Consider the following 16,782-nt stretch of genomic DNA (forward strand, 5'->3'; position numbering starts at 1 on the left):
CTGACGCGCCAGCGGCAGGCCGGCCGTGCCGGTGGGGAGAGGCCCCACCTACGTGTGCAGTGTCGGTCACCGCCGTCAGGCGGTCAGCTCCACCACGAGCTCGACCTCGACAGGCGCGTCCAGCGGGAGCACGGCGACGCCCACGGCGCTCCGCGCGTGCACGCCGGCATCGCCGAACACGTCACCGATCAGGGTCGATGCGCCGTTCGCGACGCCGGGCTGCCCGGTGAAGGACGGGTCCGACGCCACGAAGACCGTGACCTTGATGACCCGGGCGACCCGGTCGAGCGACCCGGCGACCGAGGCCACGGCGGCGAGCCCGTTGAGCGCGGCCTGGCGGGCCTGCGCCGTCGCGGTCTCGGCGTCGACGTCCGAGCCGACCTTGCCGGTGACCGGGAGTGCTCCGTCGACGAACGGCAGCTGCCCCGCGGTGTACACGTACTGCCCGGTGACGACCGCCGGCACGTACGCGGCGACGGGGGCAGCGACCGAGGGGATCGTCAGCCCGAGCTCGGCGAGCCGGTCGGAGACGCTCATGCCTGGGCCTTCGGACGCTTCAGGTAGGCGACGAGTCCACCCTCGGGCCCGGTGACGATCTGGACCAGCTCCCAGCCCTCGTCCCCGTAGTTGTTGAGGATGGCGGTGGTGTTGTGGATCATCAGGGGCGTGGTGAAGTACTCCCAGCGAGTCATGCGGTTCCTTGCCAGCCTTTCAGTCGTGGGTGTCGTTTAGGCTGCATCCTATGTCTGCCCAGAAGACGTCTGCCTCGCGGACCAAACCCGTCTCTGCAGTCGGCGCCTTCGTCGGTTTCGTCGGTTTCAGTGTGCTGGCCGGCCTGCTGGTCACCATCGGTGTCACGCCGGCGATCGCGGTCGCCGGTGTCACGACGACCTCGACGATCGGCGTGTTCGAGTCGCTGCCCGAGTACATCGAGATCGGTGACCTCCCGCAGCGCAACGAGGTCCTGGCGTACCAGGGCGGGCAGTCCGTGCACCTGGCGACGGTCTACGACCAGAACCGTCAGGAACTGAGCTTCGACCAGATCAGCGACCAGCTGAAGAACGCGGCCATCGACGGCGAGGACAAGCGCTTCTACGACCACGGCGGTGTCGACATGACCTCGCTCGTGCGTGCCGGTGTCGGCTCGCTCGCGGGCGGCCTCGGCGAGTCCGGTGGTGGGTCCACGCTGACGATGCAGCTGGTCCGCAACATCAAGATGCAGCAGGCCCTCGAGCTCCCGACCGAAGAAGAGCGCAACAAGGCCTACAACGACGCGGTCGAGCAGACCATCCCCCGCAAGCTCGAGGAGATGAAGCTCGCGATCGGCCTGGCGAAGAAGTACTCGCACAAGGAGATCCTGACCGGGTACCTGAACATCGCCTACTTCGGCGACCAGACCTACGGGGTGCAGGCAGCCGCGCAGCACTACTTCAACAAGAACGCCACGGACCTCACGCCGCAAGAGGCCGCATCGATCCTGGCGATCGTGCAGTCGCCCAACACGCGCAACCTGTCCGACCCGAAGTACTACGACGCCAACGTCGCCCGACGCGACGTCATCCTCAAGTCGATGTACGCGCAGAAGCACCTGACCAAGGAGCAGTTCGACTCGGCGATCGCGTCGAAGCCGGCGGACTACGTGCACCTGACGGCACCGAACCAGGGCTGCAAGGCCGCGGCGGGCAACGGGTCGCAGTTCTTCTGCGACTACGCCGTCAAGGTCGTCAAGCAGATGTCGCAGCTCGGCGGCACCGAGAAGGAACGCGGCGTCGCGTGGCGCAACGGCGGGTACACCGTGCAGACCACGCTGAACCTCGACCTCAACGGTCAGCAGAAGGACCTGCTCAACAAGTACGACCCGAACACTGAGACGCGGTTCGCGCTGGGGTCCACGATGAACTCCATCGAAGCGTCCACCGGCCGCATCCTCACGATGGCCCAGAACAAGGACTACGACCAGGCACTGCAAACTGCGCCTACCTCGACGTCAATCAACTACAGCACCGACTTCGACTACGGCGGCTCCGGCGGTTTCCAAACCGGATCAACGTACAAGATCTTCACCCTGCTCGACTGGTTGAAGAACGGCCATGGACTCAACGAGACGGTGAGCGGGACGCCGCGTCTGATGGCGTCCGGCTGGAAGGAATGCGGCGCGCCGTACTACGCAGGCGGTTACACCCCCAAGAACGACAGCCCGGGTGAGAACGGGAACTTCACCGTCGCTCGAGCAACCGCGCTGTCCGTCAACGTCGCGTTCCTGAACATGGCGCAGAAGCTGGATCTCTGCGACATTCGCGACACGGCCAAGTCGCTCGGCGTCCACCGTGCCGACGGCGGCGAGCTCAAGTCGAACCCGACGTCGGTCCTCGGCATCAACGAGATCGCCCCGATGACGATGGCGGCTGCCTACGCCACCATCTCCAACGGCGGCACGTACTGCGCCCCGATCGCGATCGACAACATCACCAACGCGTCGGGCAAGAGCTTGGGCGGCCAGCCCAAGGAGTGCAAGCAGGTCCTCGACCCGAGCGTCGCGGCCACGGCTGCCTATGCGATGCAGGGAACGATCAAGTACGGCACCGCGGTCGGCGCGCAGACGGCCGGCGGCACGCCGATGTTCGCCAAGACGGGGACCACCGACGAAGCCGACCAGATCTGGCTCGTCGGCGGCAGCTCGAAGGTCGCCACGGCGTACTGGCAGGGCAACTGGGACGGCGGCAAGACCAACCTCCGTCACTACTACAGCGGGTCCGGGTACGGCTCTTACGCCAGCAACCGCGCCGACGTCTGGCGCCAGGCGATGACCCCGATCAACACGTACTTCCCCGGCGAAGCGTTCCCCGCGCCGTCGCAGACCGCGATCCGTGGCAACAGCATCGCCGTGCCGAACGTCGCCGGGCAGACCGCCGACCAGGCCCGCTCGGCCATCTCGGCCGCCGGGTTCACCTACGTCGACGGCGGCACGCAGCCGGGCGGTGGCACGGCGGGCACGGTGTCCTCGACCTCCCCCGGGTCCGGGTCGCTGCTCTCGCGTGGCTCGTCGGTGACCGTCTACACGACCGACGGCACGCAGTCCACGGTCCCCGAGGCCGCGGGCCAGTCCGTCGGTGACGCCCGCTCCACGATGAACAACGCCGGGTTCGGCAACGTGGCGGTGGCCGACGCGTTCGAGAAGGGCGACGGCAAGAACCAGTGCACCGTCGCGAGCATCGACCCGGCTCCGGGCACGGCGACCTCGAAGGACACCGGCGTCACGCTCAAGCTCTACGGGGACAAGGACGGCAAGGCGCCGAAGGGCTGCAAGTGACCCGCACCGGTCGCGCCGCCCTCGGTGTCCTCGCCGCGGGCGCCGCTGCCGGCACCGCCGCGGCGGCGTGGGGAACGCTCGTCGAACGCCGCCGTTTCGGCATCCGGTGGGAGACCGTTCCGGTCCTGCCGCCGGGGTCACGTGACGTCGTCGTGCTGCACCTGTCCGACATCCACATGGCGCCGTGGCAGGCCGACAAGCAGCAGTGGCTCCGTGACCTGAGCTTGGTCGAGCCGGACTTCATCGTGAACACCGGCGACAACCTGGGGCACGCGACGGCCAACGCTGCGGTCGAGTACGCCCTCGAGCCGTTCCGGGGCGTCCCGGGGGCGTTCGTGTACGGCTCGAACGACTTCTTCGGACCCTCCCCGCGCAACCCGCTGCGCTACTTCAGCGGGCCGAGTGCCATGCACGCGAAGGCGACCCCAGTCGACCTCGACGTCGAACGGCAGACGGCGTTCTTCGAGTCCCTCGGGTGGCTCGACCTCAACGACCACGCCCGCGCCATCGAGGTCCGGGGATCCCGGTTCGAACTGTTCGGCACCTCCGATGCGCACCGCGACTGGGACCGGCTCGACCTGCTCCCCACCAACGTCGACGAGATGCGTGGCGAGGTCCCCTGGTCCGAGGACGAGGACGGCCCCACACCGGTGTCGATCGGCGTCACGCACGCGCCCTACCGCCGTGTGCTCGACGCCTTCGTCACGCAGGGCGCCGACATCGTGTTCGCCGGCCACACCCACGGTGGCCAGGTGGCGGTCCCGGGTGTCGGCGCACTCGTGACCAACTGCGACCTCCCCCGCGAGTACGCCAGCGGCCTGCACCGGTGGCAGAACAAGACGCACTGGTCGTGGCTCGAGGTCTCGGCGGGGCTCGGCACCTCGATCTACGCACCGGTGCGGTTCGCCGTGCGCCCTGAGGCCGTCGTCGTGACGCTGACAGCGCGCACCGCCTGACCGCCCGGTCCCGCCTGACGGGCCGTTCGGGTGGTCGTGAGCACCCTCGATCATCCGCTAGACTGCTTCAGGTCGCTCCACGGAACGGCCAACACACCGCGGGGTGTGGCGCAGCTTGGTAGCGCGCCTCGTTCGGGACGAGGAGGTCGCAGGTTCAAATCCTGTCACCCCGACACACGAAGGCCCGGATCCACCTGGATCCGGGCCTTCTGCCATGTCCGCACGCCCCCGTGTGTGTCCTCCGACACAGGGCACCCGAGCCGAGGCCGCAGTGCTCCGCTCCCCCGTTACCCTGGCTGGGCCATGGAGATCCCCGAGCCCCTCGCCCCTGTCCTGCAGCGCATCGCCGCGACGTCGCCCGAGCTCGGGGACGACCCCGTGATGGCCGCGAGCTTGTACGAGAACGTCACGTCGATGCTCGCCGATGCACACCGGCACTACGCCGACGGGCTCGAGGCCTCGGTCACGGGCGACCAGCTGCTCGCGGACGAACACCTGGCGACGGGCGCCCTGCACGCCGAGCGGATGCAGCACCCCGCCGGTGCCATGCTCGCCGCCGAGGTGCTGTTCGACGAGTACCTGCCGGTGTTCGTCGACGAGGTCGGCGCCGAGACCCCGGCCGAGCTGCTCCGCGCCGCCAGGGCGCTCCACGCGGGCATCTGGCGGCGCTTCCCCGCCGGGGCCGTCGCCTACACCGAGGCGCTGCGCCAGCGCGTCACGACCGCGAACCTGGACTCCCGCGCGCACATCGCCCGTGACCTGCACGACCGGGTCGCCCACGGCATCCTCGCCGGGCTGCAGCGCATCGACCTGGCCCTGCTCACCGATCCCCCGGCGCCGGAGCGGACGGCGCAGCTCGAGGCCGCGGCCACCCAGCTCCGGCGTGCCCTCGGCGACGTGCAGAACCTGGCGGTCGCCCTGCACGCCCGCGTCGGCGACGACCTGCTCGACGCGGCACTCGCGCGGCACACCGCCGACCTGTTCCCCGACACGGAGCGCGTGACGATCTCCTCACACGGCACGCCGAGCGTGCTCGTCAACTGGCGGGCAGAAGAGGCACTGACGATCCTGCTCGAGGCGCTCACGAACTGGTGGAAGCACGCGCGCGACGCTGCCGTCCGCGTCGTGTTCACCTGGAGCGACGACGCCGTCACCGTCACGGTGGACGACGAAGGCCCCGGCTTCGACCAGGACGTGCTCGCCCAGGGACGGCTCGGGCAGTCGACGATGCGCGAGCGCGCGGCCCTGATCGGCGCACGGCTCGACGTCCGGAGCGCGCCGGGCGCCGGCACCACCGTCACGCTCGTGGTCCCGCAGGGCGCACTGTGACCACCGGGGTGACCCACGTCGCGATCGTCGACGACCACCGCCTCTTCCGCGAGGGCCTGGCGACGCTGCTCGCCGCCGTGCCCACGATCCGTGTCGTCGCGCACGGGGAACGACCGTCCGACGTGCTCGACGGGCTCGAGGTCGCCGCCGTCGACGTGCTGCTGCTCGACGTCGAGCTCGACGGGCCCCCGGCACGCACGACCATCGCGACCGTCCGGCGGAACCACCCGCAGATCGCCGTCGTGGTCCTGACAATGCACCGGGACGCCGTACTACGACGGGCGCTGCTCGACGCCGGTGCGGTGGACTTCGTCACCAAGGACACCCCGAGCCGCGAACTCGTCGAGCGCATCGTCCGCGCCGGCACGCACCCCGGCGGGCCGGTCACCTTCCCCGTCGACGTGGTCACGGACGCGCGGGCGGGCTCACCGCTCAGCGACCGCGAGGTCGAGGTCCTCCGCCTCATCGCGGCGGCACGCTCGAACGCCGAGATCGCAGCCGACCTCGGCCTGGCGGTCGGGACGGTGAAGCGCCACGTCTACAACGTGTTCCGGAAGCTCGACGTCACCAGCCGGGTGGGAGCCGTGGCGACGGCCACGCGACTCGGCCTGCTCAGCTGACCCGAGCCTCCAGGCCGGATCGCCGAACCGACGGCGGGACGGCGCGACGGCGCACAACCGGGACCCGCTCGCACCACGCGATCCCCTGGTTCGAGCGGGTCCCGGTTGTGCGAATCCGATCCGAACCGTGCGTCAGCCGCCTGCGCCAGCCGCCTGCGCCAGCCGCCTGCGCCGGCCGCTTGCGTCAGGCAGCGACGGCGGACCGGACCAGACGAGCCTCGCGGTGCAGCGCCGCGACGACGTCGAGGGCCTGGTGCCGGTAGCGCGCCTGGGCGGCACCGGGGGCGACGATGACGCCGTTCGCACCCGTCGACTCGAGCAGGGCGTTGAGCTTGTCCGCCACCTGGTCCGCGGTGCCGTAGGCCTGTCGCTCGGTGCGCGCAGCGATGAAGCGGCGCTCGAGGTCGCTGAACTCGTAGGCACGGGCCTCGTCCATCGACACCGGCTCGGGCTTGGTGCCCTGTCGCATCCGGATGAACGAGATCATCCCGGGGGCGCTCTGCTCCTCGACGACCCGGGGGTCCTCGTCGGTGACGACCTGCACGCCGATCAGGGCGTTCGGCTCGGAGCGGAAGCGCGACGGGCGGAAGGACTCGCGGTAGAGGGCCAGCGCCGCCTCGGTGTTGTCCGACGCGAAGTGGTGCGCGAACGCGAACGAGATGCCGAGCGCACCGGCGACCTGCGCGCTGTACCCGGACGAACCGAGCAGCCAGAACTCGGGGACGTCCCCGTAGCCGGGGACCGCGCGGATGCGCGAGAGCGGGTTCTCCGCGTCCATGCCCGTGAAGAAGCCGATCAGGTCGGCCAGGCGCTGGGGGAAGTCGTCCACGTCGAGCCGGTCGGTGCGCCGCAGCGCCATCGCCGTCGCACCGTCCGTGCCGGGCGCACGGCCCAGACCGAGGTCGACGCGGTCGCCGTACAGCGCGCGCAGGGTGCCGAACTGCTCAGCGATCACCAGCGGCGCGTGGTTCGGCAGCATGACCCCGCCCGACCCGATGCGGATCGTGCTCGTGGCGGCGCCGACGGCGCTCAGCAGGACCGCGGGTGCCGACGAGGTGATGCCGGGCATCCCGTGGTGCTCGGCGACCCAGAAGCGCTCGTAGCCGGCCTGCTCCGCGTGCACCGCCATGTCGACGGAGCCCTGCAGGGCGTCGGTGTTGGTCTGGCCGTACTCGCGGGTGGCCAGGTCGAGGACGGACAGGTGCACGGAAGCGTCGCTCATGTGGTCGGCAACGCCGCCCGGCACGCGTGCATTCCGAGTCCCCTGCACCGGACGGGAGGCCCGGGTCGGCTCCGTCAGGCCAGGTCGCCGTCGAGTCGGCCGCCGGACTCGGTCAGGCCAGGTCGCCGTCGAGTCGACCGCCGGACTCGGTCAGGTAGCAGTTCGCGCAGAGCGACTCGTACTCGACGTCGACGCCGTCGATCGCGACCTGGGACCCGTCGAACACGAACCGCCCGTCGACCTTGCGGGCGTTGAAGACCGCCTTGCGGCCGCACCGGCAGATCGTCTTGAGCTCTTCGAGGGAGTGCGCGAGCTCGAGGAGTCGCCGGCTGCCGGGGAAGGCCTCCGTGCGGAAGTCGGTGCGGATGCCGTACGCGATCACCGGGACCTCGTCGAGCACAGCGATGCGCAGCAGGTCGTCCACCTGGCGTGGGGTGAGGAACTGGGCCTCGTCGACCAGGACGCAGCTGACCGCCCGGACCATGCCGTCGAGACGGGGCGACTCCGGGTCACGCGCACCCGCCGCGCTCACGGCGGCACGGACGTCGTCGTCGGCGGAGAAGACGATGTCGACCATGCGGGTCACCCCGAGTCGCGACACGATCTCATGGTCGCCCTTGGTGTCGACGGACGGCTTCGCCAGGAGCACCCGGTGACCGCGTTCCTCGTAGTTGTAGGCGGCCTGCAGGAGTCCCGTGCTCTTGCCGCTGTTCATCGCGCCGTAGCGGAAGTAGAGCTTCGCCACTACGCGAGGAAGCCGTCCTCCGCCGCACGACGGATCAGATCGGACTTCTTCGAGGCAGGGCGGCCCACCTTGGCGTACTTCTCGCGGACGCGTCGCAGGTAGGTCTTGGCGGTCTCGTACTGCACGTTCATCTGGCTGGCGACCTCGTTCGTCGAGTAGCCCGACACGTACAGGCGGAGCGCCTCTTCTTCGCCGTGGCTGAGCTTCGGGCGCTGGTGGGCAGCCGCCCCGGTCGGCAACGGACGCCACTCGCGCTGCGGCGGGGTCTCGCGCGCCACGCCCATGACGTCGCGGGCGACGTCCATCACCTCGCGCATCGGCAGCGACTTCGACAGGAACGCCGCCGCGCCGGCGGCCAGAGCGCGGTCGCGGGACTCGCGGGTGTCGACGCTCGACAGGACGATGACCTTGGCACCGGCGGCACGGCAGGTGCGGACGCGGGCCTCGATCGAGACGGGTTCCTTGAGCTGGAAGTCGAGGAACACCAGGTCGGTCGGGAAGCTGTCGCTGTGGACCATCTCGAGCCAGGTGTGCGCGGTCAGTGCCAGGTCGAAGTCGAACGCGTTGACGGCGATCCAGCTCGACAGGCTGTCCAGCAGCACTTCGTGGTCGTCGAGGATGGCCAGACGCACCCGGCGGGAGCCCGGGTTCGGCAGGGCGGGAGTGCCCTCCGTCAGCCTGTTCGGGTCAGTGCTGGTCATAGGAGAACCTTAGTGCGAGGGAAGAGGGACGGACGGCGACGTCGAGGTCCGGGAACGTGACCCGGAGGACGGCGAAGTAGGGGTCGAAGGTGCGGTGGATGCCGACGTCGGTGTCGGCCACGTCCACGTCGAGCGAGACGAGCACGCGGTTCGTCGGCGGGTCCTGATCGCCGCGGGCGTCGGCGGTGCGGCGGTCGGCTGCACGACGGACCGTGGCGTGGAAGCCGGCGGGGTCGACGGTCGGGGCGCCGAGGACCGCTCGGACCACGGTCCGGACGACGGTGCGCTGGTCGGTGTCGAGCGTGGCGATGAGCCCGTCCGGGTCGTCGACGACAGCGCGTGCTCCGCCGTGGGCACGGACGGCCTGCTCGAACCAGGTGCGGTCGGCGTCGGCGACCATCGCACGACGGATGCCGTCTGCGATCGCCCGTGCTCGGGCGCGGTCGGCGTCCGTGATGGTCTCGCGGGTCCGGAGTTCGGCGAAGAACGGCCCGACGTCGCGCGCGAGGATCGTCGACCGGTCCTCTTCCACGCTGGCGGCGATCCCGTCCCGCTCGGCACGCTCGACCGAGTACGAGCCCGCGCGGATCTGCACGCGCTCGGCCAGCCCGCCGAAGGTCCACGCGAAGACCCCGGCGGCCGCGGTCAGCACGAGCGTCGGCGCGGCCGCCAGGAACGCCGACACGGACACCGGCACACCGTGCGGGAACACCGTCGCGGCGGTCCCCCACGCGGCCGCGTCGACGAGGGCCAGGACCAGGCCGCCGATCACCAGGTCGGCCCAGGGGCGGTACGGCGCCGCCATCACGATGCCCGTCGCGGTGAGCAGGGACATGAAGTCGTTGAGCGCGCTGCGGTCGGGTCCCCACTGTGCCGCGACGCTGGTGACGGCGGCGACGGCGAGCAGCACGACGTGCAGGGCGAACGCCCACCGCGGGAAGGGCGCGCGGAAGGGACTCGACGCCACGAGGACGACCGCGGCCGACGCGGCGAGCAGCAGGACCGTCATCGCGCTCAGCGTGGGGCTGCCCGCGACGTCGCGGTCGAAGACCGAGGTCAGGATCGCCCAGAGGACACCGGCGGCACCGAGGACGACGGCGAGCGGGCGCGACCCCATGGCGCCGAGCGGGTCGTACTGCTGGGCGGTGCGTCCGGTCCCACCGTCCAGGGGTCGACGCGGCACGGCACGGCGTGGGCGCCGTGTGGCGTCCCGACGCTGTCGCGGCCCGGACGGCACCGCAAGGCGAGCGTTCACGGAGTGGCCCCGTCCGCCGCCGCGACGACACCGGTCCGGACCTCGAACGGCACGGTCATCATGACGCTGGTGCCGGTGCCGGGCGACGACCACACCTGGACGTCGCCACCGACGCGACCGACGCGCTCGCGGACCGAGTTGCGGAGTCCCATGCGGTCCGCCCCGGTCTGCTGCTCGTCGAAGCCGCGCCCGTCGTCGACCACCATCACGGTGCAGGCGACGCCGTCGTCGAAGACACTGACCTCGGCGGTGTCCGTGTCGGCGTGCTTGCGGACGTTCGCCAGGCACTGTCCGACCGCTCGGACCAGGGCGTTCAGTGCGGTGGAGTCGAGTCGGCCCATCGCCGCGGCGTCGCCGGTCACCGTCACGTCGAGCCCCTCGGCGCGTTCCTCGGCGAGCATGTGCTCGAAGGCGTCGACCGCCGCGCCGGGATCGGTCGGCGGGGACGGTGCCAACCACTCGGACCCCGTGAGCATCGCGACGTCGGCTTCGACGGTCCGTGCCAGCTGTGCGTCCATCGGTCCGTCGGGGGCGAGCGAGATCGCGCCGAGGTGGTTGAGCACGGTGTCGTGCAGGATCGCCGACGCCTCGAGCTCGACGCCGGCACGGTAGGCGGACACGTGTTCTTCGCGGGCGGAGCGCAGGAGTTCGGGCTGCACGCGCTGGGACTGGGCCGTGGTGCGGCTGGCGACGAGCACGATGGCGATCACGGACGCCAGGGTGACCCAGGCGAGGACGAGCGGGTGTCCGACACCACCGCTCTGGAACGTGGCGATCGCGGTGGCGAGCCGCCCGACGACGAGCCCCGCGATCGACCAGAGGACGACACGGCCGGGGACGGCGCCCGCTCCGCCGACCAGGACCAGCGGCACGACGACGAGCGACAGCAGGTACGAGGACACCCAGGGCACGGGGAGCTCGCGGAGGACGATGACCGAGAACCACCAGGCGCAGGCCCCACCGACGGCCAGGAAGGCCACGGCGGACCGCCACGTGCTGAACTGGACGTGGACGCCGATCATCGCCAGCATCGGCAGGACCGCCACGACGGCGGGCACCACGGCCACGCGGGGGTCGTCGATCCGGAACAGCACCAGGGTGATCACCGCAGCCACCAGCGACCCGATCGCCGCCGCGTGGAACGCCCGCACGGTCGACCACGCGTTCACTCGCGGAGCGAGGTGCGTGGGGATGCCGAGCACGGTGGATCGTCCTTCCGGGAGCCAGGGAGCGCCGCCCTCGATCCAACCACCACGACGGCGGTCGTGTACCCCGGATCGGGTACCGGGAGACGACTGACTCAATGGTACCGGCCTCCACTGACGCTCGATGTCCCCCGAACGCGCTCCGCGGCCCGCACTCCGCGACGTCAGAACAGCGTCGGTCCACCGTTCGAGATCCCGGTGCCGGACGCCGGACGCGACGCCCCCGCCGGCACGAGCGAGCGGGTGCGCAGATCGCGGCGGTCGCGCTGCTGGCGCTCGTCCCACGTGCGGTCAGCGCGCTTGAGCGGCGAGATCCCAGCGGCTCGGTCGCTGCCCGGCCCGGCAGCGGGGTCGGCCGTGAGTCCGTCGCCGACAGGGTCGTTGCCGAGGGGGCCGGCCCCTTGCGAGAACCCCATCGACCCGGTGGCGGGGTCGACCTGGCCGACGCCGACTCCGTGCGCGCGGAGGATCGGCCGGATGCGCTCGGCGAGCCACCGGCGGTAGTCCTTGGGTGCGAAGGTGTTGTCGAGGTACATCGCGCGGTACCGCGGCACCAGGTCGGGGTGCGTCCGCGCCAACCACTCGAGGTACCACGGCTTGACGCCCGGCTTCAGGTGGAGTGCCGAGTACATGACACTCGTCGCCCCGGCCGCGGCGGCGCGACCGATCGCGTCGTCCAGGTGCGCGACCGTGTCGGTGATGTAGGGCAGCACCGGCATCAGGAACACCGAGCACGTCAGCCCGGCGTCGCGGACCGCCCGCACGGTCGCCAGGCGTGCCGCGGTGGTCGGCGTCCCTGGTTCGACCGACTGCTGCAGTTCGTCGTCGTACACGGCGATCGACATCGCCAGGTCGACGGAGACCCGCTCCGAGGCCGCGACCAGCGCCGGGATGTCCCGACGCAGCAGCGTGCCCTTGGTCAGGATACTGAACGGCGTGCCCGAGTCGGCGAGGGCGGCGATGACGTCGGGCATCAACCGGTACTTGCCCTCGGCCCGCTGGTACGGGTCGGTGTTCGTCCCGAGCGCGACCGGGTGACGGTCCCAGGTCGGCTTCGCGAGTTCGCGCCGCAGGACGTCGGCCACGTTGGTCTTCACGACGATCTGCTGGTCGAAGTCCGCGCCGCCGTCGAACTCGAGCCAGGTGTGGGTGGGGCGGGCGAAGCAGTACACACACGCGTGGGAACACCCGCGGTACGGGTTGATCGTCATGCCCCAGGTGCCGCCGTCGATCGCGTTCACGCGGTTGAGCGCGGACTTCGCCAGGACTTCGTGGAAGGTCACGCCGGTGAACTCCGGCGTCGTCACACTGCGGACGAACCCGGTGTTCGACTCGAGCCCCGGGAGCATGTCGTCCCGTGACGCGTCGATCGCCTGCCCGTCCCATCGCATGCCGTCATTCGAACACACGTTCGAACGCGGCGCAAGTGCGATCGGGTGTCAGTGGTGCAGACCCAGGACCTTCGCCGTGTGCGTGAGGGTCTCGTCGGCCAGGGCCGCGTCCTCGCCAAGGTCCCTGCCGTACGTCGGCACCATGACGCGGACCGCGTCCTCCCAGCGGTCCCAGCGGTCGGGGAAGCACTTGCGGAGCAGACCGAGCATGATCGGCACGGCGGTCGATGCCCCGGGGGACGCGCCGAGCAGGCCGGCGATCGAGCCGTCTGCCGAGGTGATCACCTCGGTGCCGAACTGCAGCACCCCGCCCTTGTCCTTGTCGGGCTTGATGACCTGCACGCGCTGCCCGGCGATGATCTTGTGCCAGTTGTCGGGCTGCGCGGCCGGCATGAAGTCGCGGAGTGCCTCGAACTTGGTCTGCTTCGACGCGAGCAGCTGTCCGATCAGGTAGCGGAGCAGGTCGAAGTTCGAGAAGGCGACGCTGAGCATCGGTCGCAGGTTGTGCGGCCGGATCGACTTGACCAGGTCGAACAGGGAGCCCTGCTTCAGGAACTTCGGGCTGAAGCCGGCGTACGGGCCGAACATGAGGGACGCCGAGCCGTCGACGATGCGGGTGTCGAGGTGCGGGACGGACATGGGCGGAGCACCGACGCTCGCCTTGCCGTAGACCTTCGCCGCGTGCTTCTGCACCACCTCGGGGTCATCCGTGCGCAGGAACTCACCCGAGACCGGGAAGCCGCCGTACCCGCGGATCTCCGGGATGCCGGACTTCTGCAGCAGGTGCAGCGCCCCGCCGCCGGCACCGACGAACACGAACTTCGCCGCGATCGACTGCCGGGTTCGGCCGACCTCGTTGCGCACGTCGAGCGCCCACCCGTCGAACACCTTGCCGCGGCGGATGCTGACCACCTGGTGGTTGGGCTCGAACTCGACACCGTCGACCTCGAGCTGGTCGAAGAGCTGCCGGGTCAGCGACCCGAAGTCGACGTCCGACCCGGCGGCCGAGTAGGTGGCCGCGATCGGCTGGTCCTTCTTGCGCCCGGGGATGAGCGCCGGGGCCCACTGGCGGATCTGCTCGGGGTCGTCGCTGAACTCGAGGCCGGCGAACAGGGGGTGGTCCCGCATCGCCTCGTACCGCTTGCGCATGTACTCGACGTTGTCGGCACCCCACACGAAGGAGATGTGCGGCGTCGGGTTGATGAAGCTGGTGGGGTCGGGCAGCGTGCCGTTCTCGACGAGGAACGACCAGAACTGGCGCGATACCTGGAACTGCTCGTTGACGGTGACGGCCTTGGCGATCTCGACCCGGCCGTCGGGCAGTTCGGGCGTGTAGTTGAGCTCGCAGAGCGCCGAGTGCCCCGTCCCCGCGTTGTTCCAGGGGTTCGAGCTCTCCTGCGCGACGCCGCTGAGGCGCTCGTACACGCGGATCTTCCAGCTCGGCTCGAGCCGGTGGATGAGCGCGCCGAGCGTGGCGCTCATGATCCCCCCGCCGATGAGGACGACGTCGATCGGGTCCACCTGCTTCACTGCCACCCGATGATCCTACAAGCGTGCGCCGACAGGTGAACAGCGGACGGACAGGAGGCTCGATGCATCCCCGCCCCGCGCCTCCAGTCCGTCGGTGGTCGCGTCAGGCGGCGACCGCGCGACGCGCGACGACGACCTCGGCGATCTGGACGGCGTTCAGTGCCGCGCCCTTCCGCAGGTTGTCGTTGCTGACGAAGAGCGCGAGGCCGTGCCCCTCGGGGGCCGACTGGTCGGGCCGGATCCGCCCGACGAACGTCGGGTCCGCACCCGCCGCCTGCAGCGGTGTCGGGACGTCGGAGAGCTCGACTCCGGGGGCCGTGGCGAGGAGCTCCGTCGCGCGTGCTGCGGACAGCGGCTTGGCGAACTCGGCGTGCACCGAGATCGAGTGCCCCGTGAAGACCGGCACGCGCACGCAGGTGCCGGCGACGAGCAGGTCCGGGAGCTCGAGGATCTTGCGGCTCTCGTTGCGGAGCTTCTGCTCTTCGTCGGTCTCGCCCAGGCCGTCCTCGACGATGCTGCCCGCGAGCGGCACGACGTCGAAGGCGATCGGACGGACGTACTTCACCGGGTCCGGGAAGGTGACGGCGGACCCGTCGTGGGTGAGCCGCGCGGTGTCCTGCTCGAGCGCGGCACGGGCCTGGCCGAGCAGCTCTTCGACACCGGCGAGCCCCGAGCCGGAGACCGCCTGGTAGGTCGTCGCGACCAGTCGACGGAGACCGGCCTCGGTGTCGAGCACCTTGAGGACCGGCATGATCGCCATCGTCGTGCAGTTCGGGTTCGCGATGATGCCCTTGCGCGCGGCGTCGATGGCGTGGGGGTTCACCTCGCTGACGACGAGCGGGACCTCGGGGTCCAACCGCCACGCGCTCGAGTTGTCGATGACCAGGGCGCCGGCCGCTGCGAACTTCGGTGCGAGCGCACGGGAAGCGGTGGCTCCGGCCGAGAACAGCGCGATGTCGATGCCCGTCGGATCGGCCGTCTCGGAGTCCTCGACGACGATCTGCTCGCCGCGGAACGGCAGCGTCGTGCCGGCCGAGCGGGCGCTGGCGAAGAACCGCACGGTGGCGGCGGGGAAGGCGCGCTCCTCGAGCAGGCGGCGCATGACGGCGCCGACCTGTCCGGTCGCGCCGACGACGGCGATGGTGAGGTCGGTCATGGGTGCTCCTGGTCGCGGCGGCGGGTCAGCGGCCGGTGCCGGCGTAGACGACGGCTTCGTTGTCGGCATCGAGGCCGAACGCCTGGTGCACGACGCGCATCGCGTCGTTGAGGGTGTCGGCACGGGTGACGACCGAGATGCGGATCTCGGACGTCGAGATCATCTCGATGTTGATCGACGCCTGGTGCAGCGCGCGGAAGAGCTCCGCCGACACACCGGCATTGGTGCGCATGCCGGCGCCGACCAGGGCGAGCTTGCCGATCTGGTCGTCGTACTGGATGCCCTCGAAGCCGATGTCGGCCTTCGCGACGCCGAGTGCGGTCATGACGGTCTGGCCCTGGTCCTTCGGCAGCGTGAAGGAGATGTCGGTGCGTCCGTTCGATGCGGAGACGTTCTGCACGATCATGTCGATGTTCGCGCCGGCCCGGGCCACGATCGTGAAGATCTCGGCGGCCTTGCCGGGCTGGTCGGGCACCCCGACGACGGTGATCTTGCCCTCGGAGAGGTCGCCGGCGATGCCGGTGATGATCGGTTCTTCCACGGTTTCCCCCTCGGCAGGGTTGTAGACGATGGTGCCCTCGGCGTTGCTGAACGACGAGCGGACATGGAGGGTGACGCCGTGCCGACGGGCGTACTCGACGGCACGGATGTACAGGACCTTGGCGCCGGACGCCGCGAGCTCGAGCATCTCCTCGCTGGTGATCCGGTCGATCTTGTGGGCCTTCGGGACGATGCGGGGGTCGGCGGAGAAGATGCCGTCGACGTCGGTGTAGATCTCGCAGATGTCGGCGTCGAGCGCCGCCGCCAGCGCGACGGCGGTCGTGTCCGAGCCGCCGCGTCCGAGCGTGGTGATCTCACCGGTGGTGCGGTTGAAGCCCTGGAAGCCGGCGACGATGGCGACGTGGCCGGCGTCGAGGGCCTCACGCACGCGCTTGGGGGTGACGTCGACGATCCGGGCCTTGCCGTGCTGGGCGTCCGTGAGCATGCCCGCCTGGCTGCCCGTGTACGAGGACGCTTCGACGCCGAGGCTCTTGATCGCCATCGCGAGCAGCGCCATCGAGATGCGCTCGCCCGCCGTGAGGAGCATGTCGAGCTCGCGCCCGGCCGGGATCGGCGTGATCGAGTGGGCCAGATCGACGAGCTCGTCGGTGGTGTCCCCCATCGCCGAGACCGCCACGACGACGTCGTTGCCGGCCTTCTTGGTCTCGACGATCCGTTTGGCCACGCGCTTGATGCTCTCGGCGTCCGCGACGGACGATCCACCGAACTTCTGCACGATCAAGGCCACGGGCGAGCACTCCTGGGACGAGGTTCCGCGACGCTGCACGGCTTCGACAATCGTAGTCGGTGTTCCGGGGATGT

15 protein-coding genes and 1 tRNA gene are annotated in these 16,782 nt (G+C 70.4%); 5 read left to right on the forward strand and 11 right to left on the reverse strand.

Translation table 11 applies throughout. The features are described 5' to 3' along the window. Positions 1-75: 75 nt before the first annotated feature. Both ASG04_RS00490 and ASG04_RS17225 read right to left on the reverse strand, forming a co-directional pair. Positions 76-537 carry a RidA family protein gene (locus tag ASG04_RS00490; RefSeq protein ID WP_056118733.1) on the reverse strand — a complete coding sequence of 154 codons (462 nt, stop codon included), beginning with the start codon at positions 535-537 and terminating at the stop codon, positions 76-78. Beyond that, a complete protein-coding gene (locus tag ASG04_RS17225; RefSeq protein WP_111106559.1) occupies positions 534-692 on the reverse strand; it encodes a DUF4177 domain-containing protein in 159 nt (52 codons plus the stop codon). The genes ASG04_RS00490 and ASG04_RS17225 overlap by 4 nt, the downstream gene beginning before the upstream one ends. A 50-nt stretch (positions 693-742) precedes the next feature. On the opposite strand from ASG04_RS17225, the gene ASG04_RS00495 reads away from it, so the two are divergent. The 5 genes from ASG04_RS00495 (at position 743) to ASG04_RS00515 (ending at position 6,215) form a co-directional block, all read left to right on the forward strand. Continuing rightward, positions 743-3,310 (forward strand): transglycosylase domain-containing protein, encoded by a 2,568-nt coding sequence (locus ASG04_RS00495; protein WP_082517688.1) that lies wholly within the window; start codon positions 743-745, stop codon positions 3,308-3,310. Further along, on the forward strand, positions 3,307-4,266 hold the full coding sequence (locus ASG04_RS00500; protein ID WP_056118738.1) for a metallophosphoesterase: 960 nt from the start codon (positions 3,307-3,309) through the stop codon (positions 4,264-4,266). Before ASG04_RS00495 ends, ASG04_RS00500 begins: the two co-directional genes overlap by 4 nt. Before the next feature lie 99 nt (positions 4,267-4,365). Then, positions 4,366-4,439: transfer RNA gene (locus tag ASG04_RS00505), tRNA-Pro, on the forward strand. A gap of 130 nt (positions 4,440-4,569) precedes the next feature. Continuing rightward, entirely contained in the window at positions 4,570-5,595 is a 1,026-nt protein-coding gene (locus ASG04_RS00510; protein WP_056118739.1) for a sensor histidine kinase, read from the forward strand. Next, complete coding sequence (locus ASG04_RS00515; RefSeq protein ID WP_056118741.1) at positions 5,592-6,215, forward strand: response regulator; 624 nt, start codon at positions 5,592-5,594, stop codon at positions 6,213-6,215. Before ASG04_RS00510 ends, ASG04_RS00515 begins: the two co-directional genes overlap by 4 nt. A gap of 184 nt (positions 6,216-6,399) precedes the next feature. Here the strand turns inward: ASG04_RS00515 and ASG04_RS00520 are convergent, their stop codons facing one another. The 9 genes from ASG04_RS00520 to ASG04_RS00560 form a co-directional block, all read right to left on the reverse strand. Continuing rightward, positions 6,400-7,437 carry an LLM class flavin-dependent oxidoreductase gene (locus ASG04_RS00520; protein ID WP_056118743.1) on the reverse strand — a complete coding sequence of 346 codons (1,038 nt, stop codon included), beginning with the start codon at positions 7,435-7,437 and terminating at the stop codon, positions 6,400-6,402. Positions 7,438-7,549: 112 nt separating this feature from the next. After that, positions 7,550-8,182, reverse strand: a complete 633-nt coding sequence (locus tag ASG04_RS00525; protein WP_056118745.1) for a thymidine kinase — start codon at positions 8,180-8,182, stop codon at positions 7,550-7,552. Next, the gene (locus tag ASG04_RS00530) at positions 8,182-8,883 is read right to left on the reverse strand and encodes a DNA-binding response regulator (RefSeq protein ID WP_235515382.1); all 702 of its coding nucleotides are present in this window, start codon (positions 8,881-8,883) and stop codon (positions 8,182-8,184) included. Before ASG04_RS00530 ends, ASG04_RS00525 begins: the two co-directional genes overlap by 1 nt. Continuing rightward, entirely contained in the window at positions 8,870-10,066 is a 1,197-nt protein-coding gene (locus ASG04_RS00535) for a hypothetical protein (RefSeq protein ID WP_056118746.1), read from the reverse strand. Before ASG04_RS00535 ends, ASG04_RS00530 begins: the two co-directional genes overlap by 14 nt. A 68-nt stretch (positions 10,067-10,134) precedes the next feature. Then, the gene (locus ASG04_RS00540; protein WP_056118749.1) at positions 10,135-11,340 is read right to left on the reverse strand and encodes a sensor histidine kinase; all 1,206 of its coding nucleotides are present in this window, start codon (positions 11,338-11,340) and stop codon (positions 10,135-10,137) included. 167 nt (positions 11,341-11,507) lie between these two features. Further along, on the reverse strand, positions 11,508-12,734 hold the full coding sequence (locus ASG04_RS00545) for an Rv2578c family radical SAM protein (protein WP_082517689.1): 1,227 nt from the start codon (positions 12,732-12,734) through the stop codon (positions 11,508-11,510). 48 nt (positions 12,735-12,782) lie between these two features. Then, positions 12,783-14,270, reverse strand: a complete 1,488-nt coding sequence (locus ASG04_RS00550; protein ID WP_082517690.1) for a malate:quinone oxidoreductase — start codon at positions 14,268-14,270, stop codon at positions 12,783-12,785. Between the two features lie 97 nt (positions 14,271-14,367). Further along, positions 14,368-15,420 carry an aspartate-semialdehyde dehydrogenase gene (locus tag ASG04_RS00555; protein WP_056118752.1) on the reverse strand — a complete coding sequence of 351 codons (1,053 nt, stop codon included), beginning with the start codon at positions 15,418-15,420 and terminating at the stop codon, positions 14,368-14,370. A 25-nt stretch (positions 15,421-15,445) separates the two neighbouring features. Next, entirely contained in the window at positions 15,446-16,708 is a 1,263-nt protein-coding gene (locus ASG04_RS00560; RefSeq protein ID WP_056118753.1) for an aspartate kinase, read from the reverse strand. Between the last annotated feature and the right edge of the window lie 74 nt (positions 16,709-16,782).

The organism is Curtobacterium sp. Leaf183 (assembly GCF_001424385.1).
Classification (GTDB): domain Bacteria; phylum Actinomycetota; class Actinomycetes; order Actinomycetales; family Microbacteriaceae; genus Curtobacterium.

Coding starts and splice junctions, on each gene's coding strand:
- ASG04_RS00530 (WP_235515382.1), bottom strand. CDS start 8,883: ATGACCAGCACTGACCCGAACAGGCTGACGGAGGGCACTCCCGCCCTG.
- ASG04_RS00510 (WP_056118739.1), top strand. CDS start 4,570: ATGGAGATCCCCGAGCCCCTCGCCCCTGTCCTGCAGCGCATCGCCGCG.
- ASG04_RS17225 (WP_111106559.1), bottom strand. CDS start 692: ATGACTCGCTGGGAGTACTTCACCACGCCCCTGATGATCCACAACACC.
- ASG04_RS00555 (WP_056118752.1), bottom strand. CDS start 15,420: ATGACCGACCTCACCATCGCCGTCGTCGGCGCGACCGGACAGGTCGGC.
- ASG04_RS00545 (WP_082517689.1), bottom strand. CDS start 12,734: ATGCGATGGGACGGGCAGGCGATCGACGCGTCACGGGACGACATGCTC.
- ASG04_RS00490 (WP_056118733.1), bottom strand. CDS start 537: ATGAGCGTCTCCGACCGGCTCGCCGAGCTCGGGCTGACGATCCCCTCG.
- ASG04_RS00520 (WP_056118743.1), bottom strand. CDS start 7,437: ATGAGCGACGCTTCCGTGCACCTGTCCGTCCTCGACCTGGCCACCCGC.
- ASG04_RS00495 (WP_082517688.1), top strand. CDS start 743: ATGTCTGCCCAGAAGACGTCTGCCTCGCGGACCAAACCCGTCTCTGCA.